This window comes from Pseudochrobactrum saccharolyticum (assembly GCF_008801715.1).
Lineage (GTDB): Bacteria > Pseudomonadota > Alphaproteobacteria > Rhizobiales > Rhizobiaceae > Pseudochrobactrum > Pseudochrobactrum saccharolyticum.
In genome coordinates this window covers 423,746-450,158 of record NZ_VZPG01000002.1, presented here as the reverse complement: position 1 = coordinate 450,158, position 26,413 = coordinate 423,746, and the positions used below count along the sequence as shown (strand labels likewise).

The following is a 26,413-nucleotide window of genomic DNA, read 5'->3' as shown; positions in this document are numbered from 1 at the left end:
ACAGTGCAGTGCATTCTAACTGTGCCTATAACAATATGCATCGGCAAAGGGAATATCATGAAAATCACCTGGCTCGGCCATTCTGCTTTCCGCGTTGAAACTTCGCAGGCGGTCATTCTGATCGACCCTTTCATCAGTCAGAGCCCGACCGGTTCCGCTTTGGATTTTGCTGAAGTGACCAAAGGCGTGACGCATATTGCACTGACCCATGGCCATGGTGATCATGTCGGCGACACCATTCGCATCGCCAAAGAAACAGGTGCAACGGTTATCGCCAATGCTGATCTTTGTGACTGGCTGGAGCATCGTGGTGTCGCGAAAGTCGATCCGACGAATACCGGCGGTACAGTCTTTCACGACGGATTTTCTGTAACATTCGTCAATGCACTGCATTCTTCCGCAAGTTTGACGGAAGACGGTATTTCCCATTCGCTTGGTAATGCCAATGGCTTGGTGTTCCATTTTGATGATGAGGGCGCGCCGGTGCTTTATCATATGGGGGATACGGATATTTTCTCCGATATGGCGCTGATTAATGAATTGCATCAGCCGGAGATTGCTCTGGTGCCGGTCGGTGACCGCTTTACCATGGGCGGTGCAGTGGCCGCATTGGCCTGTCAGCGTTATTTCCCCGCGCTCAAAACAGCCATCCCTTGCCATTTCGGTACATTCGGCCTGCTGGATGCAACAGCAGATGATTTTGTACACGGTATGGAGAAGACCTCAACGGAAGTTAAGGTTCTGGAAGTCGGGAAAGCATTGAGTGTTTAAAATGAAACTCTCCCCGCTTATGATTTAGGCGGGGAGGTTGTCAAATTTATTTCTACATTATTCTACTATATCTATGTACCATAGCTTTTGATCTGGAAAAGCAGGGCTTTTTGAAAAATAAGTATTTGGATCATTCTTCCAATAAGACAAAGCACATGATGTATTGTAGTTCACAAATGGATTTGTACCATTTACGTAGTTACTCAATATATAGCATGTATTTTCATCAATCATTTGTATTGTAAATTGGGAGGCGTTGTTCATTTCTGGAGTTAATTTTGCAAAAGATGCACCATAAGAGTCAAAATCAGTGTCAATATAGATAAATACTCCTGAAGTTACATCTTTTATTGTGGCTGTATCAGGTGAAAGTACATTACTATTTGGTGTTTGGTTTGATTCGAAAATAACGCTATCCGCAAATTGTGGTCTTGGGTCTAAGTCTGTAACTTGGAGATATTTTCTGCCTAAGTTAAGATCTGTAACTGTTAAATACTTGCTACTATTTGAAATTGGTCTTAATGTAAATTTGGTCATTATTGTCCCTTGTTATTTAAAAAAATGGCAAATAATTTAAATTAATTACTTTTGCACATTAATATATTGTGGTGAATAAGGTTACTGTTGCTTTTAACAGTGTCATGCTTTTATGGTGATGCCTGCATTTATCACGGATATGTGAAGTCCCATTCAGCGAGGCATGACGAAACAGTCGTAAAATTTCGCGTCAATATTGCACTTGAGCGGGTGCAGGGTTATAGCCGGTTATGACACAATAAGCGCGGCCGTTTGCGAGGCCGTGATTGCATTTATCGGAGAACGACATGTCCGTCGATTTAACTACAGTCAAGCGCGTTGCGCATCTTGCCCGTATTGCGGTCAATGAAGAACAAGCCGAGAAAATGACCGGTGAACTCAATGTTATTCTGGGCTTTGTGCAATCGCTCGACAGCGTGAATGTCGATGGCGTGGAGCCGATGACCTCAGTTATTCCGACCGCCATGCGTCTGCGTGAAGACAAGGTGTCTGACGGCAATATCGCTTCGGAAATCGTATCCAATGCACCAATCACGGAAGAAAACTTCTTCATGGTGCCAAAGGTTATCGAATAATCCCCGCCCTGATCCATCCGACTGCTGTTTCCTGTTTCAATATGAGCTGTAACTGCTCCCGACGCGAAGTCCGGTTTTTGAAATAGTGCGGACAGCACATAAAAAGCCCTGAACAGGATTGATAGAATGACTGATTTAACCGCACTCACCATTGCCGAGGCGCGTGACAAGCTGAAGGCCAAAGCCTTTACCGCAACCGAACTGGCCGATGCCTATCTCAAGGCGATTGATGAAGCGAATGGTGCGATCAACGCCTATGTCAGCGTTACCCATGATAAAGCCCGTTCGATGGCCAAGGCTTCGGATGAACGTCTGGCAAAAGGCGAGGCCGGTGCGCTGGAAGGTATTCCGCTCGGCGTAAAAGACCTGTTTGCAACCAAAGGCGATCATACGCAGGCCTGTTCGCATATTCTCGATGGCTTCAAGCCGGATTATGAATCGACTGTTACTGCCAATCTCTGGGCAGACGGTGCGGTTATGCTCGGCAAGCTGAATATGGACGAGTTCGCAATGGGCTCCTCCAATGAAACATCTTATTATGGTCCTGTGGTCAGCCCTTGGCGCGCAGAAGGCTCGGAAGAGAAGCTGGTTCCGGGCGGTTCTTCCGGTGGTTCTGCTGCGGCTGTGGCTGCACGTCTTTGCGCCGGTGCAACCGCAACCGACACCGGCGGCTCGATCCGTCAGCCTGCGGCTTTCACCGGTACTGTTGGTATCAAGCCGACTTATGGTCGTGTTTCCCGTTGGGGCACAATTGCTTTCGCATCGTCGCTCGATCAGGCAGGCCCGATTGCCCGTGATGTGCGTGACAGCGCAATTCTGCTCAAATCAATGGCTTCGGTTGATCTGAAAGACACGACGTCTGTCGATCTGCCGGTTCCTGATTATGAAGCAGCCCTTGGCAAATCCGTAAAAGGCATGAAAATCGGTATTCCGCGCGAATATCGCATTGACGGTATGCCGGCAGAAATCGAAAAACTCTGGGCGCAGGGCGTTCAGTGGCTGAAAGATGCCGGTGCGGAAGTTGTTGACATTTCGCTGCCGCATACCGAGCAAGCACTGGCTGTTTATTACATTGTGGCACCGGCTGAAGCATCGTCGAACCTCGCACGTTATGACGGCGTTCGTTACGGCCTGCGTGTACCGGGTAAAGACATTGTTGAAATGTACGAAAACACCCGTGCGGAAGGTTTCGGCAAGGAAGTCAAACGCCGCATCATGATCGGCACTTATGTGCTGTCAGCCGGTTATTATGACGCCTATTACGTCAAGGCGCAGAAAATCCGCACGCTGATTAAGAAAGACTTTGAAGATGTGTTTGCTGCCGGTGTGGATGCAATCCTGACACCAGCAACGCCATCCGCGGCCTTCAAGCTGGGCGATAAGGAACTGGCCGCTGATCCGGTGAAAATGTATCTCAATGATATCTTCACCGTTACTGTGAACATGGCTGGCCTGCCGGGTATTTCCGTACCTGCCGGTCTGTCCGAAAATGGTCTGCCGCTTGGTCTCCAGCTGATTGGCCGTCCGTTTGAGGAAGAAGCACTGTTTCAGGCAGCTCATGTGATTGAGCAGGCTGCAGGCCAGTTCGCGCCTAAACGTTGGTGGTAACACTGCATGCAGCTCCGGCAGGCAACAAACGCTGATCTGGCGATGATTGCCCGTATCGGAGCTGATGCATGGGCTTCCCACATATTCAGTCATGAAACAGAAGAGCCGGATCAGCGCAGACGCGCTGAACTGGCTTTTTTGCATTCAGCACAGGATTATCTGGATTATATTCTCGTCGCTGAGCAGAATGGCGTGATCTGCGGCTGGGGCGCACGCGATACCAATCAGAATTATATATCTGATATCTGGGTGGATCCGGCGCATCACGGGCAGGGCATCGGCACATTGCTGGTTGATGCATTGCTGGCACAGATTGTTATGCTCGGATTTCAGACTGCGGAAATCGGCACCCATGCACGCAATTTACCTGCAATAAAGCTTTATGAGAAATGCGGTTTCCGGATTATCCGCCGCTATGAAGAATGGTCAGACAGTCTGGCGCGGGTTGTGGAAAAGGTGAAAATGCAGGCTGATTTGTAATTCAGGCTTGCCAAAACCATTTAATGTTCCTATTTTGTTCCGTAATAGTTGCGGAACAAAACCCATGCGTAAACCTGATCTGCCGGAACGGCTTTATCTCGATTTTGACAGTTTTTTTGCCAGTGCCGAGCAGCAGATGAATCCTGCTTTGCAGGGCAGGCCGGTGGGCGTTGTGCCTCATGCCAGTGAATTTACCGGTCTGATTGCGGCCAGTAAGGAGGCGAAGAAGCTTGGTCTGAAAACCGGCACATCGGTACGTGAGGCACGGGCAATCTGCCCTGAGATTGCGATTGTGGAAGCGCGGCCGGATGAATATGTCAAACTTCATCACAAAATACTGGATATTATTGATACGGTGCTGCCGATAGGCAGCGTGCGCTCAATTGATGAACTGGTTTGCCGCTTGCTGCCGTCAGAGTCCCGACAGGCAGAGGCTTTGGGGCTGGCAATTAAAGCGGCATTGCGTGAGAAACTCGGCTCGGCACTGACCTGTTCTATAGGCGTTGCGCCCAATGAGCTACTGGCCAAAATTGCTGCGGAAATCGACAAGCCGGACGGCTTGGTGATTGTGCGGCCGGAGGATATTCCGCATCGTTTTTTAGGGCTGAAACTGCGTGATCTTCCGGGCATTGCCGCAGGCGTGGAGGCACGTTTACTCCGCTCCGGTATTGCGACGGTTGAAGAACTCTGGAAGATCAGTCCGAAACAAGGGCGCGCGATCTGGAATAGTGTTGAAGGCGAGCGTTTCATCGCCGGATTACATGGCTATGCGGTGGAGAAACAGGAAACGCATCGCCGTATGTTCGGCCATGGCCGTGTGCTGCCGCGGGACTGGCGCCAGCCGGATAAGATACTGCAATGCGCGCGGCTGCTTTGTATGAGTGCTTCGCGCCGTTTGCGTAAGGAGCATTATCGTGCCGGTGCTCTGGTTTATGGCTGGCGGATCAAGGGGCAGGAATCCGTCTCGGTTGAAGGTGTGTTCCCGCCGTCACGGGACGATCATTGTTTTCTCACCTGTCTCTCGCAGTTGCACCGGCGATTGCTCATGCACCCGTCGTTTCGCAAGGCTGATTTCCGGCAGGTCAAGAATGTGCATATTTATCTGCATCATCTGTCCGGTGAGGTGGTCGACAGTCATGATTTGTTTGATGAGCCGCAAGACAAGCAGCGTCAGCAGCGCTGGGAGCAGGTTTCAGATACGCTTGACCGCGTGCGCAAACAATTCGGTTCGGATGTTCTGAGCCTCGGACCATCTATTGCCCCCGGCTCTTATATTGGCGGTAAAATCGCTTTTGGCCGCATTCCTGATCTGGATGATTATTGATCTGCTTTGATGCAGACTGCTTAAACGCAGTCAGATGGGGCAGATTCCGGTTGAAACAGAATATCGGCATGACCTGAGAGTGCCTCAAAATACGGCATAGTATATGTCTGCCTGAGGCGCTCCATAGACATAAAATGATCCGTATTGTCGTTTACCCGTTTCTGCCCGCGCTGCACCGTAACTTCAACCGGAGTATCGACCAGAATGATGATGTCTAATGCAGTGCTTATCGGTTCATGAAGAAGATAAATACCATCGCATAACACAATGGACGGAGCGTTTTCAGACAGCGTAATATTGTAATGCTCGTCCAGATTGCCAGTTTTCCCGTTCCATGCGCGATTGTAGCTGTAATGTCCGTGCGCTCTTAATGCGTGGATGGCAGCTATTATATCATCATAGGCATACCAGTTCTGCGGATTTTCAGCAAAAGCGATATGCTCTGTTATGCCGGAAGCATAGGCGCTCTCAATGCTTGCCTGACGGTCAGCATAACTATGGGAAGAGAAGCGGTCACAGCTCAGATGTACAATATTGAAACCTGATATTGCTGTGAGCTGCCGACATAAAGTGGTTTTTCCGGCTCCTGCTAATCCGCATATTCCGGCAACTAAAATATTCTTATTGGCCGCTTCAGATTCAAATCTCTGCCGGAGTTCATCAATTGTCCGGATTATGAATTTCGCGGCGCACATCAGCAGCTCCGGTTAAACGGTCTTGGCAATTCAGATCAGAATATATTGCCAGAGTTGGAGCGCATCCCCAAAAGTGTGAAGCGCCTATGCAGGGAAATCAGTTCACCGGAATGATTTCTTGTCCTGTTTCGACCGGAACAAGATGCGTGTAAAAGCAACAGGGCGGTTCTGACGTTTCCGTATTCACCGGAACCGCTCTGGAATGATGTCTGATATTATCGCTAATGTACAAGGCGAAGCCTTGGGCCAAAGCCTTAAATATCCAGCTCCTGAACGAATTCAGCATTTTCCTGAATGAAGCGGAAGCGGGCTTCTGGCTTGGTACCCATCAGGTCATCCACCGTAGATTTGGTCGAGCCGTTTTCATCTTCCATCAGATCCACGCGCAGCAAAGTACGCTTCTTCGGATCCATGGTCGTTTCTTTAAGCTGGTCGGCACGCATTTCGCCAAGACCCTTAAAGCGGCCGATTTCGATCTTGCTTTTGCCTGTAAACATCGTGCGGATCAGCTCATCTTTATGGGCATCATCGCGGGCATAGGCAACTTTACCACCCTGACTGAGGCGGTAAAGCGGTGGCACTGCAAGATAGAGATGCCCGCCGGTAATCAGCTGCGGCATTTCCTGATAGAAGAAAGTGATGAGTAGCGATGCAATATGCGCACCATCGACGTCAGCATCGGTCATGATGATGATGCGGTCATAACGCAGATCATCTTCACGATAATTCTTGCGTGTGCCACAGCCGAGTGCCTGCACCAGATCACCGATCTGCTGGTTGGCTGTCAGCTTGTCACGACCGGCGCTGGCCACGTTGAGGATTTTACCGCGCAGCGGCAAAATCGCCTGATTGGTACGGTTACGTGCCTGTTTTGCAGAGCCTCCCGCCGAGTCACCCTCAACGATAAACAATTCCGCACCGGCAGCCGAATTCTGCGAGCAGTCAGCCAGTTTGCCCGGCAGACGCAATTTGCGTGTTGCAGTCTTACGGGTGGTTTCTTTTTCCTGACGGCGACGCAGACGCTCTTCCGCACGTTCAACAACCCAGTCGAGCAGTTTCGAGGCTTCCTGCGGGGAGGCTGCCAGCCAGTGGTCAAACGGATCGCGGATCGCATTTTCCACGATGCGCTGCGCTTCAACTGTTGCCAGCTTGTCTTTAGTCTGACCGACAAATTCCGGTTCGCGGATGAAAACCGACATCATACCGGCGGCAGAAATCATCACGTCATCAGTGGTAATCACCGAAGCGCGTTTATTATTGGTCAGTTCCGCATAGGCTTTCAGGCCGCGTGTCAGCGCCAGACGCAGACCCGCTTCATGCGTACCGCCTTCGCCGGTCGGAATGGTGTTACAATAGGAGTGGACGAAACTGTCGCCGCCATACCATGCAATGGCCCATTCAACGGCACCGTGACCGCCTTGTTTTTCGGTCTTGCCGGAGAAAATCTCTCTGGTGACCATAAATTCTTTGCCGAGCGAGGCGGCGAGGAAGTCCTTCAGACCACCCGGAAAATGGAAAACGGCTTTTTCCGGAATGCCTTTTTTCGGATCGAGCAAAGACGGGTCGCAAGACCAGCGAATTTCAACGCCGCCGAACAGATAGGCTTTTGAGCGTGCCATACGGTAAAGGCGCTCAGGATCAAATTTCGCATTCTTACCGAAAATATCCGGATCGGGATGGAAACGCACACGCGTACCGCGACGGTTATGCACTTCTCCCAGTTCTTCCAGATCGCCCAATGGCAGGCCGCGCGAAAAGCGCAGACGATAGAGACGACGGGCACGCGCCACTTCGACTTCCAGCAGGTCGGACAGCGCATTGACCACCGAAACACCCACGCCGTGCAAACCGCCGGAGGTTTCATAGGCTTTGCCGTCAAATTTACCACCCGCGTGAAGCTTGGTCATAATCACTTCAAGCGTGGATTTGCCCGGCACCTGCGGGTGGTTTTCAACCGGAATACCGCGTCCGTTATCGCTGACAGTCAGGAAGCCTTCAGCATCGAGATTAACATCAATGAAATTGGCATGACCGGCAACAGCTTCGTCCATCGCATTGTCGATGACTTCGGCAAACAAATGGTGCAGTGCTTTTTCGTCGGTACCACCGATATACATGCCCGGACGTAAGCGAACCGGCTCCAGCCCTTCAAGAACCCGAATGGCGGAGGCGTTATAATCGCTGCCATCGGAACTTGCCGGAGCAGAACGGAGTTCCGCGACAGGTGCAGAAGTCGGAGCGGGGCGAAGCTCTGCGACTGGTTTTGAATCAGCGGGGCGAAGCTCTGCGACAGGTTTTGGAGCAGGCTCAGTGACAGCAGGTTTCACGGCAGGCGCAGGGCGCAATTCTGTTGCCGGCTTTGCGACAGGTGCAGGCTCAAGAGGGGACGAAACAGTTTCGGCAACACTGACCGGAGATTCAGGCTGTATCGCCTGACGTCCGCGTGCATTGCTGAGAATATTCGAAAAAAGATCGTCGCTATTATCCATGTGAAATGGCTGGCCTGTTCGTTCAAATAGATACGGAGCATTTTGCTGCTGAAAGAATGCTTCAGCTTCGCATAAATGCGGGAAAACAAAGTTACGAAACGGATTTTCTGTTTCAGGAAAACCAGAACCGCTTCGGAATTACGAAAAATCGAATCACAGATAGTTTGGCATGTTTATATCGCTAAAGCGATAAAGGTTCTCTTTACGTTCTTGTTTAAATGCCGGTAATCCTGACTTTTCCGCAGATTTATTTTGTTTGAACAATTATATCGGAATTGTCAAATCATGCCGCAACCAATCCGCAACAGCATAGCGGGCTCTGTGTCCTTATAGTGACGGTTTGGCACAATCAGACAAGGGGCGGGAGAGAGTGGTTGCTTAAACATATAAGCCGTGATGAGAACAGAGAATGAAATGAAGGCGGCTCTGCCGCAGGGGAATGAAAATGCAAGACCGGTTACAGCCGCATGTGCGCGGAATGATTACGATGATCTGTGCCATGCTTATTGTGCCGCTTATGGATGCAACCGGCAAATGGCTGGCAATGGAAGAGAATATTCCGCCTGCCACCATCAGCTTCATGCGTTTCTTTGTGCAGGGGCTGATTAGTTTAGGTGCAATTGTCCTGTTCAGTCGCGGACTTGGCCTTAAAACTGAGCATCTCTGGGGTAATCTGTTTCGTGGCTGTCTGCTTGCTCTCGGCAGCCTGTGCTTTTTTACGGCGGTAAAATATATGCCGCTGGCCGATGCGCTGGCCGTGTTCTTTGTTGAACCGCTCATTCTCACAGTTCTTTCGATGATTTTTCTCAATGAGAAGGTGGGCTGGCGTCGTCTCAGTGCCGTGCTTGTTGGCCTGCTCGGAACCGTGATCGTGATTCAACCAAGCTGGAGCGTGTTTGGCTGGGTATCGGTTCTGCCGATGATTTCAGCTTTTCTGTTTGCAGTTTATCTGGTGCTGAACCGTAAATTCGGCCTCAATGAGCGTCCCGTCGTCATGCAGCTTTATGCCGGTATCGGCGGCAGTATCATGGGGCTTGCTGTTATGATCTTCGGTGAGGCCGCGGCTATTCCGGATCTGCAATTTGTATTGCCTACCTCACTGTTCCCGTGGTTCATGCTGATTATGATCGGCGTCTTTGCAGCCAGCGGCCATTTGCTGGTGGTGCAGGCATTTCAGCTGGCACCGGCATCTATTCTCGCGCCATTTCAATATGTCGAAATCGTTATGGCCGTGACTGTTGGGCTGATCTTCTTCGGGGATTTCCCAAGCCTGTCAAAGTGGTTCGGCATCGCCATTATTATCGGCTCCGGTATTTATGTTTTCATCCGCGAGCAAAAGCGCAGTGCGGAAGTGGAGAAGGCAATGCTTTCCGCATGAGTGAAAAAAGAAAGGCGGCTCAAAAGCCGCCTTTATCATTTTAAAATAATATGTTGTTTGATATTTTTATTATTTCACATCACCAAAAACATCATTGAAACTTTGCTTCAACGCCACATCCAGATCATCCATGGAGACCGGCAGACCCAGATCAACAAGGCTGGTCACGCCATGTTCGGCAATGCCGCAGGGAACAATGCCGCCGAAATTTTCAAGCTGCGGCTCTACATTGATGGAAATACCGTGAAAGCTGACCCAGCGACGCAAACGAATGCCGATTGCAGCAATCTTGTCTTCAGCCATTGAGCCATCGGCGAGGCGAGGTTTTTCAGGGCGCATAACCCAGACACCCACGCGGTCTTCGCGGCGCTCACCTTTGACATTAAAGCTGTCAAGCGTGCGGATGATCCATTCTTCAAGTGCGGCCACAAAGGCGCGAATATCTTCGCGACGTCGTTTCAGATCCAGCATGACATAGGCCACGCGTTGCCCCGGACCATGATAGGTAAACTCACCGCCGCGCCCTGTCTTGTAAACCGGGAAACGATCAGGTGACAGCAGGTCTTCTTCACGGGCACTGGTGCCTGCAGTATAAAGCGGCGGGTGTTCCACAAGCCAGACCAGCTCATTGGCCGTACCGTCACGAATGGCTGCGACGCGGGCTTCCATAAACGCTTCAGCATCCGGATAGGCTGTGAGGCCATCGGCAACCAGCCATTCAACAGGCGGAGAGCCGTCAGCAGCCTGAAAACGTGCAGATAGATCATTACGGTTTGTCGCGGGGCGACTCTGTGCAGGGGAATTTTCTGTCATGATGGCATTCAGGTAGAGATTACAGCTCAAAAAATCCAGATGGCAAATTGACCGCTTTTATTTGAAAGGCTCTACTCTGTGCGCATCAGTTGTCGTAATGGCAAGAGCAACATCACTATCGCCATGTCGCTGTGTAAATGACGAAACTGCAGCAATGGGACACGGGAGTTGTGCAGGCTTTATTCAGTATCTTTTAGCCAATAGTGCTCACGAATATTTTGAGCGTTTTTAATCACGAATTCTGCAATTTGTGGGTCTCCGCCTTCAAATGTCTCAGGATTAGCGCCACACAGAAGTGCGTATAACTGCTGATGCGCTAAGGCGATATAATAATCCTGTGGCGGTGCATCTTCGTCGATTCCGACTGCTTTTAATTCATTCGTCGTTTGTACATAGGCATCACTGAGAGATTTCTTGATCGCAAGCATCATCCTGCGCTCATTTTGTGCTTTGATGTCGGAGTATTTCTCTTCCATTGAAGGTGACAGTGAGTTGCGGGTGCTCAAAGGGGCTTCCTTAGCTGAAGTGCAATAGTGATAATCAAGTCGTAAAATATGCGGATAGTGAAATTGTGCCGCACCTTATCGATTGCCGGTTCTCCGGTAAAGCGAGTCATTTTGCCCATAAAGGCTACTGTCGCAGGCCATTATCAGCGACGGTGTCAACGATCTGCTTATTGGTAATTATCGAAGAGGCTTAGCACTCATGCATATGCAGAGGAGGGCTCAGGTATGTTTCTTTATAAAAAAAGCCATCTCAACTAATCTGACAAGGTGAGGGCTTGTTTCAAATTAGGAAGTAAAATCAATAGGTGTTTTAGAATAGAAGATAAGGGGGAAACGCATTTAATAAGCTTCAATAGATCGTTGCTATTGTTAGCTTTTTTTTCCTGATTGTAAGGAGAGAATGGTGCGGTCGAGAAGACTCGAACTTCCACGGGTTGCCCCACAGCGACCTCAACGCTGCGCGTCTACCAATTCCGCCACGACCGCACTGTGTGGTAGAAACCGAACTGCTTCGGTGAGGGCGATGTAGCAAATCACTATTGCAGTGACAAGCCAAATTATTCGTTTCATTGCATTTTTTTAAAAGTAATTCACAGAAGCCCGTTTTTCTCCTGCAAAACCGCGTTTTTATAATCCCTTCAATAGGATGAAGCGGGGCTATTTTCTTCACTGGGCACTTAGTCCGCCATATTTTCCGGAATCAAACTGTCAAAAAACTGAAAAGATTCGTCTTTTGAGCCGGAATTTTTGGTTCAAAAGATTACGCGTTGCAGTCTTTCAATATTTTCCAGCTGTTTGCGGGTTTCCTGATAGCCGATATCAATGGTTTCAGCCGCGCGGTGAAACTCGGTCAGGCCGATATGGCCGATGCTTGGCATCAAAGCGATGTCCGGCGGATCGCCGGCCATACGGGCGCGCGAGATTCTGTCCTGTATAATATTGAAGGCGTCCATCATGACGCCGGTTATGCCCAAGCGCGATTCATGGCTTATGACACCTGCCTGAGCAGGGGTGATTGTGTCTTCCTGTCCGGCGCGTGCTGGACTTGTATATTTGACAACGGCTGCGCGGCCGAACTGGTCATAGTTGAGATTGACGGCCAGAACCAATTGCTGCTCATAGGCGCGGCATACGGAAACCGGAACCGGATTGACCAATGCGCCGTCCACAAGCAGCCGGTGGTCGTAACGGATCGGTTCAAAAACGCCCGGCAATGCATAAGAGGCGCGCATTGCCATAATAAGTGAGCCGGTGGAGAGCCAGATTTCGTGACCCGTGCGTAATTCAGTAGCCACAGCCACATAAGAACAGGGCAAGTCATCAATATTCAATCCGTCGAGATGCTGGTGCAATTTGCGATCCAGTTTCATGCCGCCGAATAATCCGCTGCCACGAAATGTAATATCCATCAGGCTGAACATGCGTCTGCGTGTAAGGGAACGTGCAAACTCTTCCAACTCATCCAGTTTTCCTGCCAGATAGCAACCGCCCACAAGTGCCCCTATTGAGGTGCCTGCAATCATAGATATTTTGATGTTGGCTTCATTCAGTGCGCGTAATACGCCGATATGTGCCCATCCGCGTGCCGAACCGCCGCCTAAAGCAAGAGCAATTGGCTGGGGTGTTTTAAGAATAACAGGTTTGGGAATTTCCGCCTGAGCCGGTGCATTGGCAGCAGCAGTCGTGCGGCGGCGCGGTACCCATGAAAGCATGCAATATCTCCCGAATATACCTGTGTTTGCAACCAGAATACAGGAACAAGTATATTCAGACTATGGCTTTCATGCGATTGCAGTGCAAGGCAATTCATACAGCTATAAATTGCAGAAAACGCACAAAACAACATGAATTATGTTAATTTAATGTAATTTTAATTATTATTAACTATCAATTAAGTAATTATATTGAAGTTTATTTGTGTTTACTTTGATTTTATAAATTAACGCAATAGTAACCATAAGTTCTTCTGAATATACGTGTTGCAATATTGTTACAGCATTTTTGTCCGGTTGGTGTAAAACAAGATCAAGAAAGATTTTTGAGGTTCTCCCATGTTTAATAAAGTCATCCTCGCTGCTTCCGCAGCTGTTCTGTTCTCCGGCACTGCAATGGCTGCAGACGCTATCGTTTACAACGAACCTGCACCAGCCGTTGAAGTGAATACCTTCAGCTGGGAAGGCGCCTATGTTGGTGCCAATGCCGGTTACGGTTTTGGTAAAATGAAAGAAGACGGCGTCAGCATCAAGCCACGTGGCTTTGTTGGTGGTGTGCAGGCTGGTTACAACTGGCAGTTCGATCAGGTTGTTGCCGGTATCGAAGCTGACTTCCAGGGCTCGACCATGAAGAAATCGGTTGATTTCTATGATGCAGCCGGCGCTTACGAAGGCACTGTAAAAGGTAAAGTCCAGTGGTTCGGTACTGTTCGCGGTCGTCTGGGTGCAGACATTGCTGAACGCACCATGCTCTACGGTACAGCCGGTCTTGCTTACGGTAAAGTGAAGATCGAAGGCTATGATGCTGCTCAGGATGTGTCTGAAAGCGCTTCCAAGACCCGCGCTGGCTGGACTGCCGGTGCCGGTGTAGAACACGCCTTCACTGACAACGTAACTCTGAAGACAGAATATCTCTACACTGATCTGGGCAAAGTTAAGTTCAGCGACGGTGCAGATGTATCCAAAGTTAAAACCAACTTCCACACTGTGCGCGTTGGTGTAAACTACAAGTTCTGATAATCTGACGGGAGGTGAAGGACGCCTCTCATGTCTTCAAGATTTCTTTCGCCGGATTTGATATTTGGCGAAAGAACCGTCCTCCAGACAAAAAGCCCTGCGTAATTAATATTACGCAGGGCTTTTGTGTTTTATGTTAATAAACAAACCTAATATTTTGATTTATTTATGTAAAATGACGTTGTTTCCTGAAATGTCTACCGTGCGGTAAAAGCAGGAGTGACGATCTGTGTGGCATGTCGGGCCATTACCGGCAACTCTGACCTTGAGCCATAGGGCATCCTGATCGCAGTCTGTGCGCATTTCGATAACAGTCTGCAGATTGCCGGAAGTTTCGCCTTTCTTCCAAAGCGACTTGCGTGACCGCGACCAGTAATGGGCAATGCCGGTTTCCAGTGTCAGCCGCAGGGCTTCGCTGTTCATATGTGCAACCATCAGCAATTCGCCGTCATCCGCACTTGTTACAACTGCGGTTATCAGGCCGGAACTGTCAAAGCGGGGCGCAAAGACAGCACCTTCCTCAGTGCTGTGCTTGTCGGTCTGTGCAGGGAAATCGGCAGGCAGTTTGGTCATGAACCGCTCCGCAGCATGGTCATGAACCGAACCTGATTGGCAACATCCTGCTCAAAAGAGCCTGTAAAGGTGGTTGTCAATGTGGTTGATCCCTGTTTGCGAATGCCGCGCATAGCCATGCACATATGTTCCGCTTCAATCAAGACAGCAACGCCGAGGGGTTTGAGAATATTCTGAATGCTGTGAGCAATCTGCGCAGTCATGCTTTCCTGTGTTTGCAGGCGATGGGCAAACATATCAACAACACGTGCAATTTTCGACAGGCCGACAACAGAACCATTCGGCAGATAGCCGATATGTGCCTTGCCGATAATCGGCACCATATGATGTTCGCAATGCGAGAAGAACTTGATGTCTTTGATGAGAACCATGTCTTTGTAGCCGGCAACTTCTTCAAAAACAGTGCCGAGCTCTTCTTCCGGTGACTGATGATAGCCGGAAAACAGTTCTTTATAGGCTTTTGCCACACGTTTCGGGGTTTCAAGTAACCCTTCGCGTGACGGATCTTCGCCCATCCAGAGCAACAATGTTTTTACAGCGGCCTCTGCTTCAGCCTTTGTCGGGCGTGCAACATTGCTGGTCTGTGAATCGGAAATGTGCTTGTTCATATCGAGCTCCCGTAGTCTCTCTCTGTGGAGAGACGAGTTAAACGGACACTGTTACGAAGCTTGCTCAGGCGGTAATCTTAGCTGTACCGCTGAAGGCTTGGCATTTATGTCGGGGCAGTTATCTGGCGTTTTGCAGAATACAGCCAAAGGCCTGCTCTGCCTGTTTGCATTGACTGTCGCGGAAATATCCGCAAAAGGCAAATGCCTGTCCTATATAAAGTATGTCGAAGATATTAAAAGAGCAAAGACAGCCGATTTATGTCGTATTTCGGTTGTGCTATTCTCTATAGCGGCTTGAAATGAAATATTTATATAGCCACTTATACAATCATGTCCGGCAATGCGCCGGAACATGCTGAAGGAGAAACCGGATGATCAATGATATGTATAATGCCCGGATTCTCGAATTTGCCGGTAATATTCCGCATATTGGTCGTCTTCAGTCGCCGGATGCAACAGCGAAGGCGCATTCAAAACTTTGCGGTTCTACAGTGATTGTCGATCTCAAAGTCAGAGATGGCATTGTCGTAGATTTCGCGCATGAGGTAAAGGCTTGTGCTTTGGGGCAGGCGACATCCTCGGTGATGGCACGTCATATTATCGGTTCCACAGAAGCTGAACTGCGTGAATTGCAGGCGCAAATGACTGCAATGCTGAAAGACAATGGTGCGCCGCCTGAAGGCCGCTTTGAAGATTTGCGTTTTTTCGAGCCGGTACGTGATTATAAAGCCCGTCATGCATCTACTTTGCTGACATTTGACGCTGTTGTTGACTGTCTGGATCAGATTGCCGCAAAAGCTGCCGTGTAAGCGATATGTGCCCGCAGCCTGAAACCAAATCCCGTAAAAAATACAGCCGTAATTATCAGGGCGCATGGCGCAAGACACCGGATCGTTTGCTGGGAACAGGGCTTGTGCGGCTTTATCAGCTGACTTTATCGGGCTTTATCGGCAATTCCTGCCGTCATATGCCGACCTGTTCCGAATATGCCTATGAGGCTATTGCCCGTTACGGTTTGTGGACCGGCGGCTGGATGGGCTTGTTTCGGGTTATGCGCTGCGGACCATTCGGCACCTGCGGCATAGATCGCGTGCCGGAAGTGCTGGAACCGCACTATAAATGGTATTTTCCGTGGCGTTATTGGCACATTTCCGCTGCAAAACCCGATAATGACTAAGCTTTTACGGGGGAAAGGTTTATTTCCCCGTTCAGATTGATTATAGAGACGCTGCCGGTCGCATCTGCACTTCGTTTTGCAGGAGCCGGAAAACTTTTATTTTGCTCTAAATAACCACCCGCAATCGTTGGCGGGACTGGATGAGGATGACAATGTCTGATCTTATTACTCTCGAATTTCCCGACGGCTCACAGCGCGAATATGATCCGGCCATGACCGGTCTGGCGCTTGCCGAATCCATCTCCAAATCACTGGCTAAAAAGTCTGTCGCCTATGCGGTTGACGGCACCGTGCGTGATTTGTCCGAGCCGCTTGGCGCATCAGGCAAAGTCGAGATTCTCACCCGTGAAGATCCGCGTGCGCTGGAGCTGATCCGTCACGACTGCGCCCACGTTCTGGCTGAAGCTGTGCAGGAGCTTTTCCCTGGCACGCAGGTCACAATCGGACCGGTTATCGAAAACGGCTTCTATTATGACTTCGCCCGCAATGAGCCTTTTACGCCCGATGACCTGCCGGTTATCGAAAAGAAAATGCGTGAAATCATTGCCCGCAACAAGTCGTTCACACGCGAAGTCTGGACACGCGAAAAAGCCAAGCAGGTTTTCTCCGATAAGGGTGAATCCTATAAGGTTGAGCTGATTGACGCGATCCCTGAAGGTCAGGATCTGAAGATCTATTATCAGGGCGACTGGTTTGATCTCTGCCGTGGTCCGCATATGGCGTCCACAGGTCAGATCGGCAATGCGTTCAAGCTGATGAAAGTTGCCGGTGCTTATTGGCGCGGTGACAGCAACAATCCGATGCTGACCCGTATTTACGGTACAGCCTTCGCGAATGATGCTGATCTGCAGCAATATCTGACAATGCTGGAAGAAGCTGAAAAGCGCGACCATCGCCGCCTTGGCCGTGAAATGGATCTGTTCCATTTTCAGGAAGAAGGTCCGGGCGTTGTGTTCTGGCATTCCAAGGGCTGGCGCATGTTCCAGAGCCTTGTCAGCTATATGCGCCGTCGTCTCGACGATCATGGCTATCAGGAAGTCAACGCACCGCAGGTGCTGGATAAATCCCTTTGGGAAACATCCGGTCACTGGGGCTGGTATAAAGACAACATGTTCAAGGTCACCACTGCCGGTGATGACACTGAGGATGACCGCGTTTTCGCGCTGAAACCGATGAACTGCCCGGGTCACGTGCAGATTTTCAAACATGGTTTGAAATCCTACCGCGATCTGCCGATCAAAATGGCGGAATTTGGTAATGTGCATCGTTATGAGCCGTCCGGCGCGCTGCATGGTCTGATGCGCGTTCGCGGCTTTACGCAGGATGACGCGCATATCTTCTGTACTGACGAGCAGATGGCTGATGAGTGCCTGCGCATTAACGACCTGATCCTCTCGACCTATGCCGATTTCGGCTTCGATCAGATCACCGTCAAGCTCTCCACACGTCCTGAAAAGCGCGTGGGTGATGATGCGCTGTGGGATCGTGCGGAAAGCGTTATGGGCGAAGTGCTCAAGACAATTGAAGCCAATTCCGGCGGCCGCATCAAAACCGGCATTCTGCCAGGTGAGGGTGCATTCTACGGTCCTAAGTTCGAATATACGCTGAAAGATGCGATCGGTCGTGAATGGCAGTGCGGTACAACGCAGGTTGACTTCAACCTGCCGGAACGTTTCGGTGCCTTCTATATCGACAACAATTCCGAGAAGCAGCAGCCGGTTATGATCCACCGCGCTATTTGTGGCTCGATGGAGCGTTTCCTCGGTATTCTGATCGAGAACTTTGCCGGTCATATGCCGCTGTGGTTCGCACCAATTCAGGTTGTTGTGGCAACGATCACTTCGGAAGCGGATGAATACGGTCAGGAAGTTGCTAACTTGTTCAAAAAAGCAGGCCTGCAGGTAACGACCGACTTCCGCAACGAAAAGATCAACTACAAGGTACGTGAACACTCGCTGCAGAAAGTGCCGGTTATTCTGGTGCTTGGTAAGCGTGAAGCAGAAGAGCGTACAGTGAATGTACGTCGTCTCGGCTCCCGCGACCAGACACCAATGTCGCTGGATGAAGCACTGAGCTCATTGCGCGAAGAGGCAACACCGCCGGATCTTCGCCGCGCATAATCGATATAAAAAAGGCCGGAGCAATCCGGCCTTTTTGTTTATTGTTTAAAGCAGGTATCCATGCGCAGCACCCCGTTTTCACAATTCTGGAATAGTATATACTCAGGCTCGCTGCCTTTGATGTATCTTCTGCGGGAAGAAAAGCGGCAGCAATGGGTACGATTTTACGCATTGCCTGAAGGAAAGCGCTATCCTTCTAATGTTGCTGAGCAGCAGGAGGTTTTAGAGCGATTTAACAGCATTGCCGCTGCAATTTTCAATGAGAATGAACCACTTTGGTTAGTGTCTGATACTGACACTGAAAAATCCGCAACCAGTAAAACTTTAAGCTTTCTCAGGATGGGCTTTAAAAGTTCAGGTATAAAAACATATTTTGACAATGATGGAGATAAGTGCAAATCCCGTTTTCTCTATAAACTAGATCATTGGAAAAGCGGCGCATTTGACGAGCTATTTTCTCTCATTCTTCATGGGAAAATATCAGGCATTTTGTTTGTAAATCAAAAAGCGCAGCTATTTTATGTTTATGACGGCGGAATGGATGTCATCCTGCCAGATAGTCTGCAGCTCAATCACCTCAAAGAGCGGTTTGAACAATGGCGCTCACCGCTTTTAAGCGGACTTTAATTCAATGGTGCAGCTTTAAAGCGATATTCGCCCTGACTGTCGATGTCGAAATAGTCACCGATCTGCGGGTGGCGCAGCGGTTCGCCGCTTTCATCTTCTTCCAGATTTTGCTCGGAAACATAGGCCACGTAATCCGTTTCCTCATTCTCCGCGAGCACGTGATAAAACGGCTGCTCACGTTTCGGGCGTGAGGCTTCGGGAATGGACATGTACCATTCTTCCGTATTAGCGAATTCCGGATCAACATCGAAAATGATACCGCGAAACGGTAACAGGCGGTGACGCACCACCTGTCCGATCTGGAAACGTGCATATTTTACTTCAAAAGCACTCATTGTGATCCGTCGTGATGTGGCGTGACAGTTGGCAGTGTCGTCTTCTTATTCGCTGCGGTGAAAGACGGCAGCAGGGCTTTGAAGCCGCCACCGGGACGCAGCCCCTCACGCATGAAGAAAGCACGCAGCGGCGGTATAACACGCAGGATTTCCAGTCCTGTGCCGCGAATGATCTGCGCAGGCAGGAAGTCTGACAGCAGCGTGCGGTTCAGCACATCGACCGAGCCGGTACGTGCCAGAATATCAGGGCGGCGACCGCTGTCATAAGCGCGGATAACGCGATCAGTTCCGGCATCCTGCTTATCTTTGCTCAAAGCGGAGATCAGTGTTTCCACATCACGGGTGCCGAGGTTCAGGCCTTGTGCACCGATCGGCGGGAAAACATGCGCTGCTTCGCCGATCAGAATGGTACGCTTGGCTGCAAATTTCAGCGGTACCAGACCGGAAAGCGGCCAAGCCTGCTGTTTGGTATCAACCGTGATTTCACCCAACATGGATTGCATTTTTGTTTCAATCTCACGGGCGAGCTGTTCGCTGTCGAGCGCCATCAGTTTTTCAGCATAGCGCGGATTGGCAACCCAGACGAGACTGGAGCGATTGCCGGGCAGCGGCACCTGCGTGAAAGGGCCGTCCTCGGTGTGGAATTCGGTCGAAATATTCTGATGCGGTACTTTATGGCTAAACGAGCACACAACTGCCGTTTGCGGATAGCGCCAGCGGCGGGTTTGAATGCCGGCTGCATCACGCGCTAAACTGTTGCGGCCGTCAGCTGCCACGACCAGTGGAGTGGTCACAACCTGTCCGTCGCTGAAAGTGACAGAAATATTGTCGCTATTGTGCTGATAGGCGGTGGCATTGCTGAAATTACGGGCAATGCGCGGATGCGCGGTTACAGCTTCATGCAGCACCCGGTTCAGCACCAGATTGGGAATATTATAGCCGAAAGCTTCCGTGCCGATTTCTGAAGCGCGGAATGTCACCGCAGGACTGCGGATCAGTCTGCGGGTGCCGTCAACAATACGCATGGAGGCGAGGGCGGCTGTATCCGGACGGATCGTCTGCCACACGCCGAGACTGTCGAGATATTCAATAGCAGGCATCATCAATGCTGTGGTGCGCCGGTCATCCTGATCGCTTACCGGACCCGCCAGCAGAATATCATAGCCCGCCTGCGCCATCGCCAGTGCCGCAATCATTCCCGCAGGGCCGCTGCCGCTCACAAGAATGCGCGCCGAAGTGAACTCTGATGAATGAACGGAGCCTGACATAATGCACCTCTTTGTTATCCGGTTTTTGACAATCCAACAGTCAAATCACCGGAATATCCTGCTAATTTTTAAAAACCAGAAGCAGATTTGCCTGCTCATTCTTTTAGGCCATAAGTCGCCGTTACGACACTAAAAACATATGCTTAAAGCGGAGATAGTCACGAATAGCAGGTAACTTCTTTGGATGAGCGACATTTTGTCTGTTTTTCAAGTCAGCTTTTCTTGCACTTTTGGTGTTTTTCGACAAAAGCTGTCAGGACTGATAATTCATTAATTTTTTGTAACAGAATCGGCAAAGATCTTGAAAGCGAAACTGACAGACAAACTGAAAGCTAAAAAAGTCACTCTGCCTCAGGTCAGGGCTTTTTCTGTTCACCTGTTAACGGCTTCCGGCTCCTTTCTGGCCTTTCTGTCACTGGTTGCTGCCAGTGAAGAAAACTGGACGGCAATGTTTCTCTGGCTCGGGCTGGCACTTTTCGTCGATGGTATTGACGGGCCGATCGCCCGCAAGCTGGAAGTAAAATATGTGCTGCCGAACTGGTCGGGCGAGCTTCTCGATAATATCATCGATTATGTCACTTATGTGCTGATCCCTGCATTCGCGCTTTATCAGAGCGGCTTCATGGGGCACGGCCTGTCATTCCTGTCAGGCGCGATCATTGTTATCAGCAGTGCGATTTATTATGCCGATACCGGCATGAAGACCAAAGAAAACTTTTTTAAGGGTTTCCCTGTGGTCTGGAATATGGTGGTCTTCACCCTGTTCATCGTCGGTCCGGGTGAATGGACAGCTTTTGCGGTTGTTGTTGTCTCGGCGATCCTGTCTTTCATGCCGCTGAACTTTCTGCATCCGGTGCGCGTGGTGCGTTTGCGTCCGCTCAATCTCACAGTGTTTCTGCTGTGGTGCGTTTTCGGTGTGGCGGGTATTTTCTATCAGATGGATGCGCCGCTCTGGGTGCGCATCGGTATCTCCGTCACCGGTATTTATCTCTACTGCATCGGTATCGTGATGCAATTCCTGCCTAATCTTGGTCTTAAAACTGCTGCGAAATAACAGGGAATTCTGACAATGATAAATGCAATTCTGATCCGTGAAACCGGTGGTGCTGATGTTCTGAAATATGAACAGGTCGAACTTGGGCAGCCTAAAGCAGGCGAGGCACGTATCCGCCATGAAGCGGTCGGATTGAATTTTATCGATGTCTATTTCCGCACCGGTCTTTATAAGGCGCCGCAACTGCCTTTCATTCCGGGGCAGGAGGGCGCAGGTACAGTCGTCGCTGTCGGTGAAGGCGTGACGAATGTGAAGGTCGGTGACCGTGTAGCCTATACGGGCGCTATGGGTTCTTATGCGGATGAACGGCTGATTGCTGCGGATCGTCTGGTTAAAGTGCCGGATAATATGGATTTGCGCCTTGCCGCATCCATGATGCTGAAAGGCATGACAGCCTATTATCTGATTAACCTGACCTACAAGGTGCAGAAGGGCGATACGATCCTGATCCATGCCGCCGCCGGCGGTGTCGGGCAGATTGCCGGTCAGTGGGCGAAACATCTCGGTGCAACTGTCATCGGTACTGCCGGATCGCAGGAGAAAATCGATCTCGCGCTGTCCCTCGGCTATGACCATGTTATCAATTACCGTGAAGATAATTTCGTCGAGAAGGTGAAGGAAATCACCGGCGGCAAAGGCCTGCCGGTGGTCTATGACAGTGTCGGTAAAGATACATTCCCGGCATCGCTGCAAGTTCTGCAACCGCGTGGCTTGTTTGTGAGCTATGGCAATGCATCTGGGCCGGTGCCGCCATTTGAGCTGGCACTGCTCAATCAATATGGTTCGCTTTATGCAACCCGCCCGACGCTTGGCTCTTATATTGCCACAAGGGAAGAGCTGGAACGTGCGGCGCAGGCGCTGTTTGATGTGGTTGCCAGCGGTGCAGTCCAAATCAATGTCAATCAGACCTATGCATTGCGGGATGCAGCACAGGCACAGCGTGATCTCGAGGCGCGCAAAACCACCGGCACAACGATACTGATCCCGTAAAATCATTTTCAGATTTGAAAAACAATATTCCGGCGAAATCTGATTTCGCCGGAATTTCTTTATGCATCTTGCAAAAAGTGTTCATAGAATTGTTATAAATTACTTTTCGGCTTTCCTATTTTTTTGACTGTGGCATAAGGTGGGCGGAAGAAATGTCTAGGGGACACATGACAGAACCTTCCGCAAAACCTCAACAATTACTGGCTGAGCAATTACTGGATGTACGGCGTTTAACCAAACAGTTTGGTGCGCTGAAAGCATGTGACCAGATTGATCTGACGATTGAACATGGCGAAATCCACGCGCTGCTGGGGGAAAACGGCGCAGGAAAATCCACGCTTGTCAAAATGCTGTTCGGCTCTTTGCAGCCACAGGATGGCGAGATTTTCTGGAAGGGACGCAAAGTCCGCATGAGTAATCCGGCCTATGCCCGCAAGCTCGGCATTGGTATGGTTTTTCAGCATTTCTCTCTGTTTGACAGTTTGACCGCTGCAGAAAATATCGCGCTGTCACTGGATGCGGGTCTCTCCCTTAATGAAGTTGCACAAAAAGCTTCGCAGATCGGTGAGACTTATGGTCTGCCGGTCGATACCAATGCGCTTGTCGGCGATTTGTCAGTTGGTGAGCGCCAGCGCATCGAAATTATCCGCTGCCTGTTGCAGGAGCCGGAACTTATTATTCTCGACGAGCCGACATCAGTTTTGACCCCTCAGGAAGCGGACAAGCTGTTTATCACGCTTAATCGCCTGAAAAGCGAAGGCAAATCCATTCTCTATATCAGCCACCGGCTGGAAGAAGTGAAGCAGATTTGCGACCGCGCAACCGTGCTGCGCCATGGCAAAGTCGTATCCCATTGCACGCCTTCGCAGGAAACCGCAGCGTCGCTTGCCCGTATGATGGTTGGCGAGGATGTGGCACTGGTTGAACGTCCGAAAGCTGAGTTGCAGTCAGCGGAACGAGCGACATTACTGGAGATTGACGGGCTTTCACAGGCACCGCGTGGACCATTCTCAACGGCCTTACGTAATATTTCTCTGAATGTCGCTGCCGGTGAGGTGGTTGGCATCGCCGGTGTTGCTGGTAACGGCCAGAGCGAGTTTTTTGAAGCTGTATCCGGCGAGTTGCGGCAGGATCAGGCATCGACCATCCGTATTCGCGGGCAGCAGGCAGGTCTTGCCGGTATCACACAGCGCCGGATGCTGGGCGCAGGTTTTGTGCCGGAAGAACGTCTGGGACATGGCGCTGTGCCGGAACTGCCGCTGACGGATAATCTGTTTTTGTCGCGTTACCGTACCGATGCAAAAATGTTCCTGAAGGGTGGCTGGCTCAAAATCATTTCGCAATCTGCATTGTCTTCCGCTGCCAAACGCATCAATGCGATGATGGATGTACGCAAAAATGCGGAAAATCCGGTAGCCGGTGCGCTGTCCGGCGGCAATTTGCAGAAATTCATTATCGGCCGTGAGCTGGATCGCAACCCGTCTGTTCTTGTCGTCAATCAGCCGACATGGGGCGTGGATGCCGGTGCGGCCATGCGTATTCGTCAGGCTTTGGTGGATTTGTCACGTCAGGGTTCTGCGGTGCTGGTCATCAGTCAGGACCTTGATGAATTATTTGAAATTTGTGACCGTATCGCAGTGATGCATCATGGTCAGTTATCCGAAGCCATGCCGCGCGATGTTGTAACGGCTGAAAAAATCGGCCTGATGATGGGCGGGGCAGTCTGATGCGTATTGAACTGATTAAAAGACCACAACCCTCACGTTGGTTCAGCGCAATTTCTCCGCTGTTAGCACTGGCGCTTGCAATGATTTGCGGCGCCATTTTGTTTGCGCTGATGGGTAAAGATCCTTTTGCTGCACTCCATGCGTTCTTCATTGAGCCGCTGCTGGATATGTGGTCGATCCATGAATTGCTGGTCAAAGCTGCGCCGCTGATCCTGATCGCTGTCGGGCTTTCAGTTTGCTATTTGTCGAATAACTGGAATATCGGTGCTGAGGGTCAGCTGACCATGGGCGCGATTACCGGTTCGATCCTACCGATATTATATCCGGACGTGCAGGGCTGGTATGTTCTGCCGCTGATGCTGCTGATGGGGATGATTGGCGGTGCGCTTTATGGTGCGGTACCGGCGCTTTTAAAAACCCGTTTTAATGCCAATACGATCCTGACCAGCCTGATGCTTGTCTATGTAGCGCAGTTCTTTCTGGACTGGCTGGTGCGCGGGCCTTGGCGCAATCCGGAAGGTAATAATTTCCCTGAAAGCCGTCAGTTTCATGAATATGCGGTGCTGCCGGAAATCTGGTCAGCCGCAGGACGTGCGCATTGGGGTTTCATCTTCGCAATTATCGCTGCATTCCTGCTGTGGTTCATGCTGCACAGCACCCTGAAAGGTTTTCAGATCAAGGTTGTCGGGCAAAGCCCGCGTGCAGCGCGTTTCGCCGGTTTCAGTGCGGGCAAGATTACATTCTTTGCCTTTCTGGTCTCCGGTGCGCTGGCAGGTCTTGCCGGTATCAGCGAAGTGTCCGGCGCTATCGGTCAGCTGCGTACGACAATTACACCGGGCTACGGTTTTACAGCGATTATTGTTGCCTTTCTCGGGCGGCTTAATCCGCTGGGCATTATTGCAGCCGGTCTGGTGCTGGCATTGTCCTATCTCGGCGGTGAGGCCGCACAGCTTTCTATCGGTATCTCAGAAAAATCCGCGCGCGTGTTTCAGGGGATGATCCTGTTTTTTGTGCTGGCCTGCGATACTTTCATTCACTACCGCATTCGTTTTGTCAGTCGCAGTCAGCATGATCTGCGCGGGGAGGCCTGAGCCATGGATATGACACAGGCAATTATGCTGACTATTGCAACAGCGGCCACGCCTCTGCTGATTGCCGCCATCGGTGAGCTGGTCGTTGAACGCTCAGGTGTGCTCAATCTCGGTGTTGAAGGCATGATGCTGATGGGCGCGGTCACAGGTTTCGGTATTGCTCATTTAACCGGCAATGCGTGGCTCGGCATGATCGCAGCAATTTTTGCAGGGGCAGCCTGCGCATTGCTGTTCGGCTTTCTGACACTGACACTGGTCACCAATCAGGTGGCAACAGGTCTGGCTCTGACCATTCTCGGGCTGGGTGCATCAGCTGTGATCGGTGAGGGCTTTGTCGGTCTTCCGGGTGTGCGCCTTGGCGCAATCTATATTCCTTATCTGAGCGATATCCCGCTGATCGGTAAATTGCTGTTCGGACAAGACCCGATTTTCTATATCGCATTATTGCTGGTTATTGGCGTCAGCTGGTTTTTGTTCCGCTCACGGGCAGGGCTTAAATTGCGCTCGATCGGTGACAATCACGGCTCCGCCCATGCGCTCGGTATCAATGTGGTGCGCACGCGTTATCTGGCTGTGATGTTCGGTGGTGCCTGTGCGGGTCTTGCCGGTGCGCAGCTCTCCCTCGTCTATGTGCCGCAATGGGTGGAAAATATGACTGCTGGCCGTGGCTGGATTGCGCTGGCTCTGGTGGTTTTTGCTTCATGGCGGCCTTGGCGTGTGCTGATCGGCGCCTATCTTTTTGGTGCAGTGACGATCGGTCAGCTCCATGCGCAGGCATTCGGCATCGGCCTGCCGCCGCAGCTATTGTCGGCACTGCCATATCTGGCGACAATCATTGTGCTGGTGATCATTTCGCGTAACCGCCGCCTGACAATGATGAATACACCGGCATCGCTCGGTAAACCATTTGTGCCGGATAGATAATCCGGCAGCCTATT

25 protein-coding genes, 1 tRNA gene and 1 pseudogene are annotated in these 26,413 nt (G+C 50.6%); 16 read left to right on the top strand and 11 right to left on the bottom strand.

The annotated features are described in order from the left end of the window. The first annotated feature begins 57 nt into the window (after positions 1 to 57). Positions 58 to 771, top strand: coding sequence for a metal-dependent hydrolase (locus F7P81_RS08690; protein ID WP_151159215.1), 714 nt, complete (start codon positions 58 to 60; stop codon positions 769 to 771). 57 nt (positions 772 to 828) lie between these two features. On the opposite strand, the gene F7P81_RS08685 is transcribed toward F7P81_RS08690, so the two are convergent. Continuing rightward, positions 829 to 1,308, bottom strand: coding sequence for a hypothetical protein (locus tag F7P81_RS08685; RefSeq protein WP_151159214.1), 480 nt, complete (start codon positions 1,306 to 1,308; stop codon positions 829 to 831). 287 nt (positions 1,309 to 1,595) lie between these two features. Here F7P81_RS08685 and gatC point away from each other — a divergent pair, with 287 nt between their 5' ends. The 4 genes from gatC (at position 1,596) to F7P81_RS08665 (ending at position 5,295) form a co-directional block, all read left to right on the top strand. Continuing rightward, positions 1,596 to 1,883 (top strand): Asp-tRNA(Asn)/Glu-tRNA(Gln) amidotransferase subunit GatC, encoded by a 288-nt coding sequence (gene gatC, locus F7P81_RS08680; RefSeq protein WP_022712301.1) that lies wholly within the window; start codon positions 1,596 to 1,598, stop codon positions 1,881 to 1,883. Positions 1,884 to 2,009: 126 nt separating this feature from the next. Next, positions 2,010 to 3,491: an Asp-tRNA(Asn)/Glu-tRNA(Gln) amidotransferase subunit GatA gene (gatA, locus tag F7P81_RS08675; protein ID WP_022712300.1), complete on the top strand. Its 1,482-nt coding sequence runs from the start codon at positions 2,010 to 2,012 to the stop codon at positions 3,489 to 3,491. Between the two features lie 6 nt (positions 3,492 to 3,497). Then, the gene (locus F7P81_RS08670) at positions 3,498 to 3,971 is read left to right on the top strand and encodes a GNAT family N-acetyltransferase (protein WP_151159213.1); all 474 of its coding nucleotides are present in this window, start codon (positions 3,498 to 3,500) and stop codon (positions 3,969 to 3,971) included. A gap of 64 nt (positions 3,972 to 4,035) precedes the next feature. Continuing rightward, positions 4,036 to 5,295 carry a Y-family DNA polymerase gene (locus F7P81_RS08665; RefSeq protein WP_151159212.1) on the top strand — a complete coding sequence of 420 codons (1,260 nt, stop codon included), beginning with the start codon at positions 4,036 to 4,038 and terminating at the stop codon, positions 5,293 to 5,295. 20 nt (positions 5,296 to 5,315) lie between these two features. On the opposite strand, the gene F7P81_RS08660 is transcribed toward F7P81_RS08665, so the two are convergent. Continuing rightward, the gene (locus F7P81_RS08660) at positions 5,316 to 5,990 is read right to left on the bottom strand and encodes a nucleoside/nucleotide kinase family protein (protein WP_151159211.1); all 675 of its coding nucleotides are present in this window, start codon (positions 5,988 to 5,990) and stop codon (positions 5,316 to 5,318) included. A gap of 254 nt (positions 5,991 to 6,244) precedes the next feature. Continuing rightward, positions 6,245 to 8,479 carry a DNA topoisomerase IV subunit B gene (gene parE / locus F7P81_RS08655; RefSeq protein ID WP_246176076.1) on the bottom strand — a complete coding sequence of 745 codons (2,235 nt, stop codon included), beginning with the start codon at positions 8,477 to 8,479 and terminating at the stop codon, positions 6,245 to 6,247. A gap of 445 nt (positions 8,480 to 8,924) precedes the next feature. Here parE and F7P81_RS08650 point away from each other — a divergent pair, with 445 nt between their 5' ends. Further along, positions 8,925 to 9,857: a DMT family transporter gene (locus tag F7P81_RS08650; RefSeq protein WP_151159210.1), complete on the top strand. Its 933-nt coding sequence runs from the start codon at positions 8,925 to 8,927 to the stop codon at positions 9,855 to 9,857. Between the two features lie 69 nt (positions 9,858 to 9,926). Here F7P81_RS08650 and lipB read toward each other — a convergent pair whose 3' ends face one another. The 4 genes and pseudogenes from lipB to F7P81_RS08630 all read right to left on the bottom strand — a co-directional run. Beyond that, positions 9,927 to 10,670, bottom strand: coding sequence for a lipoyl(octanoyl) transferase LipB (gene lipB, locus F7P81_RS08645; RefSeq protein ID WP_151159209.1), 744 nt, complete (start codon positions 10,668 to 10,670; stop codon positions 9,927 to 9,929). Positions 10,671 to 10,849: 179 nt separating this feature from the next. Then, positions 10,850 to 11,176: a hypothetical protein gene (locus F7P81_RS08640; RefSeq protein ID WP_246176075.1), complete on the bottom strand. Its 327-nt coding sequence runs from the start codon at positions 11,174 to 11,176 to the stop codon at positions 10,850 to 10,852. Positions 11,177 to 11,577: 401 nt separating this feature from the next. Continuing rightward, a tRNA-Leu gene (locus F7P81_RS08635) sits at positions 11,578 to 11,662 on the bottom strand. A gap of 565 nt (positions 11,663 to 12,227) precedes the next feature. After that, positions 12,228 to 12,888, bottom strand: a pseudogene (locus tag F7P81_RS08630) (patatin-like phospholipase family protein); the annotation flags it as partial. Between the two features lie 339 nt (positions 12,889 to 13,227). On the opposite strand from F7P81_RS08630, the gene F7P81_RS08625 reads away from it, so the two are divergent. Next, positions 13,228 to 13,905, top strand: a complete 678-nt coding sequence (locus tag F7P81_RS08625) for an outer membrane protein (protein WP_246176074.1) — start codon at positions 13,228 to 13,230, stop codon at positions 13,903 to 13,905. A gap of 162 nt (positions 13,906 to 14,067) precedes the next feature. Here the strand turns inward: F7P81_RS08625 and hisI are convergent, their stop codons facing one another. Beyond that, positions 14,068 to 14,478 carry a phosphoribosyl-AMP cyclohydrolase gene (hisI, locus tag F7P81_RS08620; RefSeq protein WP_022709988.1) on the bottom strand — a complete coding sequence of 137 codons (411 nt, stop codon included), beginning with the start codon at positions 14,476 to 14,478 and terminating at the stop codon, positions 14,068 to 14,070. Continuing rightward, positions 14,475 to 15,086 carry a GTP cyclohydrolase I FolE gene (gene folE, locus F7P81_RS08615; RefSeq protein WP_022709987.1) on the bottom strand — a complete coding sequence of 204 codons (612 nt, stop codon included), beginning with the start codon at positions 15,084 to 15,086 and terminating at the stop codon, positions 14,475 to 14,477. The genes hisI and folE overlap by 4 nt, the downstream gene beginning before the upstream one ends. A gap of 371 nt (positions 15,087 to 15,457) precedes the next feature. Here folE and F7P81_RS08610 point away from each other — a divergent pair, with 371 nt between their 5' ends. The 4 genes from F7P81_RS08610 (at position 15,458) to F7P81_RS08595 (ending at position 19,010) form a co-directional block, all read left to right on the top strand. Further along, positions 15,458 to 15,895, top strand: coding sequence for an iron-sulfur cluster assembly scaffold protein (locus F7P81_RS08610; protein ID WP_075655270.1), 438 nt, complete (start codon positions 15,458 to 15,460; stop codon positions 15,893 to 15,895). 5 nt (positions 15,896 to 15,900) lie between these two features. Next, complete coding sequence (yidD, locus tag F7P81_RS08605) at positions 15,901 to 16,263, top strand: membrane protein insertion efficiency factor YidD (RefSeq protein WP_151159207.1); 363 nt, start codon at positions 15,901 to 15,903, stop codon at positions 16,261 to 16,263. A gap of 152 nt (positions 16,264 to 16,415) precedes the next feature. Beyond that, entirely contained in the window at positions 16,416 to 18,383 is a 1,968-nt protein-coding gene (gene thrS / locus F7P81_RS08600) for a threonine--tRNA ligase (protein WP_075655266.1), read from the top strand. Between the two features lie 60 nt (positions 18,384 to 18,443). Further along, on the top strand, positions 18,444 to 19,010 hold the full coding sequence (locus F7P81_RS08595) for a DUF3885 domain-containing protein (RefSeq protein WP_151159206.1): 567 nt from the start codon (positions 18,444 to 18,446) through the stop codon (positions 19,008 to 19,010). On the opposite strand, the gene hspQ is transcribed toward F7P81_RS08595, so the two are convergent. Together hspQ and F7P81_RS08585 are read right to left on the bottom strand one after the other, a co-directional pair. Continuing rightward, positions 19,007 to 19,345, bottom strand: a complete 339-nt coding sequence (hspQ, locus tag F7P81_RS08590; RefSeq protein ID WP_022712123.1) for a heat shock protein HspQ — start codon at positions 19,343 to 19,345, stop codon at positions 19,007 to 19,009. The genes F7P81_RS08595 and hspQ overlap by 4 nt on opposite strands. Continuing rightward, on the bottom strand, positions 19,342 to 20,613 hold the full coding sequence (locus F7P81_RS08585) for a UbiH/UbiF family hydroxylase (RefSeq protein WP_151159205.1): 1,272 nt from the start codon (positions 20,611 to 20,613) through the stop codon (positions 19,342 to 19,344). The genes hspQ and F7P81_RS08585 overlap by 4 nt, the downstream gene beginning before the upstream one ends. A 301-nt stretch (positions 20,614 to 20,914) precedes the next feature. On the opposite strand from F7P81_RS08585, the gene pcsA reads away from it, so the two are divergent. From pcsA to F7P81_RS08560, 5 genes are all read left to right on the top strand, one after another. Next, on the top strand, positions 20,915 to 21,667 hold the full coding sequence (pcsA, locus tag F7P81_RS08580) for a phosphatidylcholine synthase (protein WP_022712121.1): 753 nt from the start codon (positions 20,915 to 20,917) through the stop codon (positions 21,665 to 21,667). Positions 21,668 to 21,682: 15 nt separating this feature from the next. Continuing rightward, on the top strand, positions 21,683 to 22,657 hold the full coding sequence (locus tag F7P81_RS08575) for a quinone oxidoreductase family protein (RefSeq protein WP_151159204.1): 975 nt from the start codon (positions 21,683 to 21,685) through the stop codon (positions 22,655 to 22,657). A 167-nt stretch (positions 22,658 to 22,824) separates the two neighbouring features. Beyond that, the gene (locus F7P81_RS08570) at positions 22,825 to 24,384 is read left to right on the top strand and encodes an ABC transporter ATP-binding protein (RefSeq protein ID WP_151159203.1); all 1,560 of its coding nucleotides are present in this window, start codon (positions 22,825 to 22,827) and stop codon (positions 24,382 to 24,384) included. Next, on the top strand, positions 24,384 to 25,475 hold the full coding sequence (locus tag F7P81_RS08565) for an ABC transporter permease (protein ID WP_151159202.1): 1,092 nt from the start codon (positions 24,384 to 24,386) through the stop codon (positions 25,473 to 25,475). Before F7P81_RS08570 ends, F7P81_RS08565 begins: the two co-directional genes overlap by 1 nt. A 3-nt stretch (positions 25,476 to 25,478) precedes the next feature. Further along, complete coding sequence (locus F7P81_RS08560) at positions 25,479 to 26,399, top strand: ABC transporter permease (RefSeq protein WP_075655254.1); 921 nt, start codon at positions 25,479 to 25,481, stop codon at positions 26,397 to 26,399. The last annotated feature ends 14 nt before the right edge of the window (positions 26,400 to 26,413 follow it).

Excerpts from the sequence above, each read along its gene's own strand:
- F7P81_RS08685 (WP_151159214.1), bottom strand. The coding sequence starts at position 1,308 with ATGACCAAATTTACATTAAGACCAATTTCAAATAGTAGCAAGTATTTA.
- F7P81_RS08625 (WP_246176074.1), top strand. The coding sequence starts at position 13,228 with ATGTTTAATAAAGTCATCCTCGCTGCTTCCGCAGCTGTTCTGTTCTCC.
- F7P81_RS08670 (WP_151159213.1), top strand. The coding sequence starts at position 3,498 with ATGCAGCTCCGGCAGGCAACAAACGCTGATCTGGCGATGATTGCCCGT.
- parE (WP_246176076.1), bottom strand. The coding sequence starts at position 8,479 with ATGGATAATAGCGACGATCTTTTTTCGAATATTCTCAGCAATGCACGC.
- F7P81_RS08690 (WP_151159215.1), top strand. The coding sequence starts at position 58 with ATGAAAATCACCTGGCTCGGCCATTCTGCTTTCCGCGTTGAAACTTCG.
- gatC (WP_022712301.1), top strand. The coding sequence starts at position 1,596 with ATGTCCGTCGATTTAACTACAGTCAAGCGCGTTGCGCATCTTGCCCGT.
- F7P81_RS08585 (WP_151159205.1), bottom strand. The coding sequence starts at position 20,613 with ATGTCAGGCTCCGTTCATTCATCAGAGTTCACTTCGGCGCGCATTCTT.
- F7P81_RS08570 (WP_151159203.1), top strand. The coding sequence starts at position 22,825 with ATGACAGAACCTTCCGCAAAACCTCAACAATTACTGGCTGAGCAATTA.
- yidD (WP_151159207.1), top strand. The coding sequence starts at position 15,901 with ATGTGCCCGCAGCCTGAAACCAAATCCCGTAAAAAATACAGCCGTAAT.
- F7P81_RS08660 (WP_151159211.1), bottom strand. The coding sequence starts at position 5,990 with ATGTGCGCCGCGAAATTCATAATCCGGACAATTGATGAACTCCGGCAG.
- thrS (WP_075655266.1), top strand. The coding sequence starts at position 16,416 with ATGTCTGATCTTATTACTCTCGAATTTCCCGACGGCTCACAGCGCGAA.
- F7P81_RS08575 (WP_151159204.1), top strand. The coding sequence starts at position 21,683 with ATGATAAATGCAATTCTGATCCGTGAAACCGGTGGTGCTGATGTTCTG.
- F7P81_RS08560 (WP_075655254.1), top strand. The coding sequence starts at position 25,479 with ATGGATATGACACAGGCAATTATGCTGACTATTGCAACAGCGGCCACG.
- folE (WP_022709987.1), bottom strand. The coding sequence starts at position 15,086 with ATGAACAAGCACATTTCCGATTCACAGACCAGCAATGTTGCACGCCCG.
- gatA (WP_022712300.1), top strand. The coding sequence starts at position 2,010 with ATGACTGATTTAACCGCACTCACCATTGCCGAGGCGCGTGACAAGCTG.
- F7P81_RS08595 (WP_151159206.1), top strand. The coding sequence starts at position 18,444 with ATGCGCAGCACCCCGTTTTCACAATTCTGGAATAGTATATACTCAGGC.
- F7P81_RS08565 (WP_151159202.1), top strand. The coding sequence starts at position 24,384 with ATGCGTATTGAACTGATTAAAAGACCACAACCCTCACGTTGGTTCAGC.
- F7P81_RS08650 (WP_151159210.1), top strand. The coding sequence starts at position 8,925 with ATGCAAGACCGGTTACAGCCGCATGTGCGCGGAATGATTACGATGATC.
- hisI (WP_022709988.1), bottom strand. The coding sequence starts at position 14,478 with ATGACCAAACTGCCTGCCGATTTCCCTGCACAGACCGACAAGCACAGC.
- lipB (WP_151159209.1), bottom strand. The coding sequence starts at position 10,670 with ATGACAGAAAATTCCCCTGCACAGAGTCGCCCCGCGACAAACCGTAAT.
- F7P81_RS08610 (WP_075655270.1), top strand. The coding sequence starts at position 15,458 with ATGATCAATGATATGTATAATGCCCGGATTCTCGAATTTGCCGGTAAT.
- F7P81_RS08665 (WP_151159212.1), top strand. The coding sequence starts at position 4,036 with ATGCGTAAACCTGATCTGCCGGAACGGCTTTATCTCGATTTTGACAGT.
- hspQ (WP_022712123.1), bottom strand. The coding sequence starts at position 19,345 with ATGAGTGCTTTTGAAGTAAAATATGCACGTTTCCAGATCGGACAGGTG.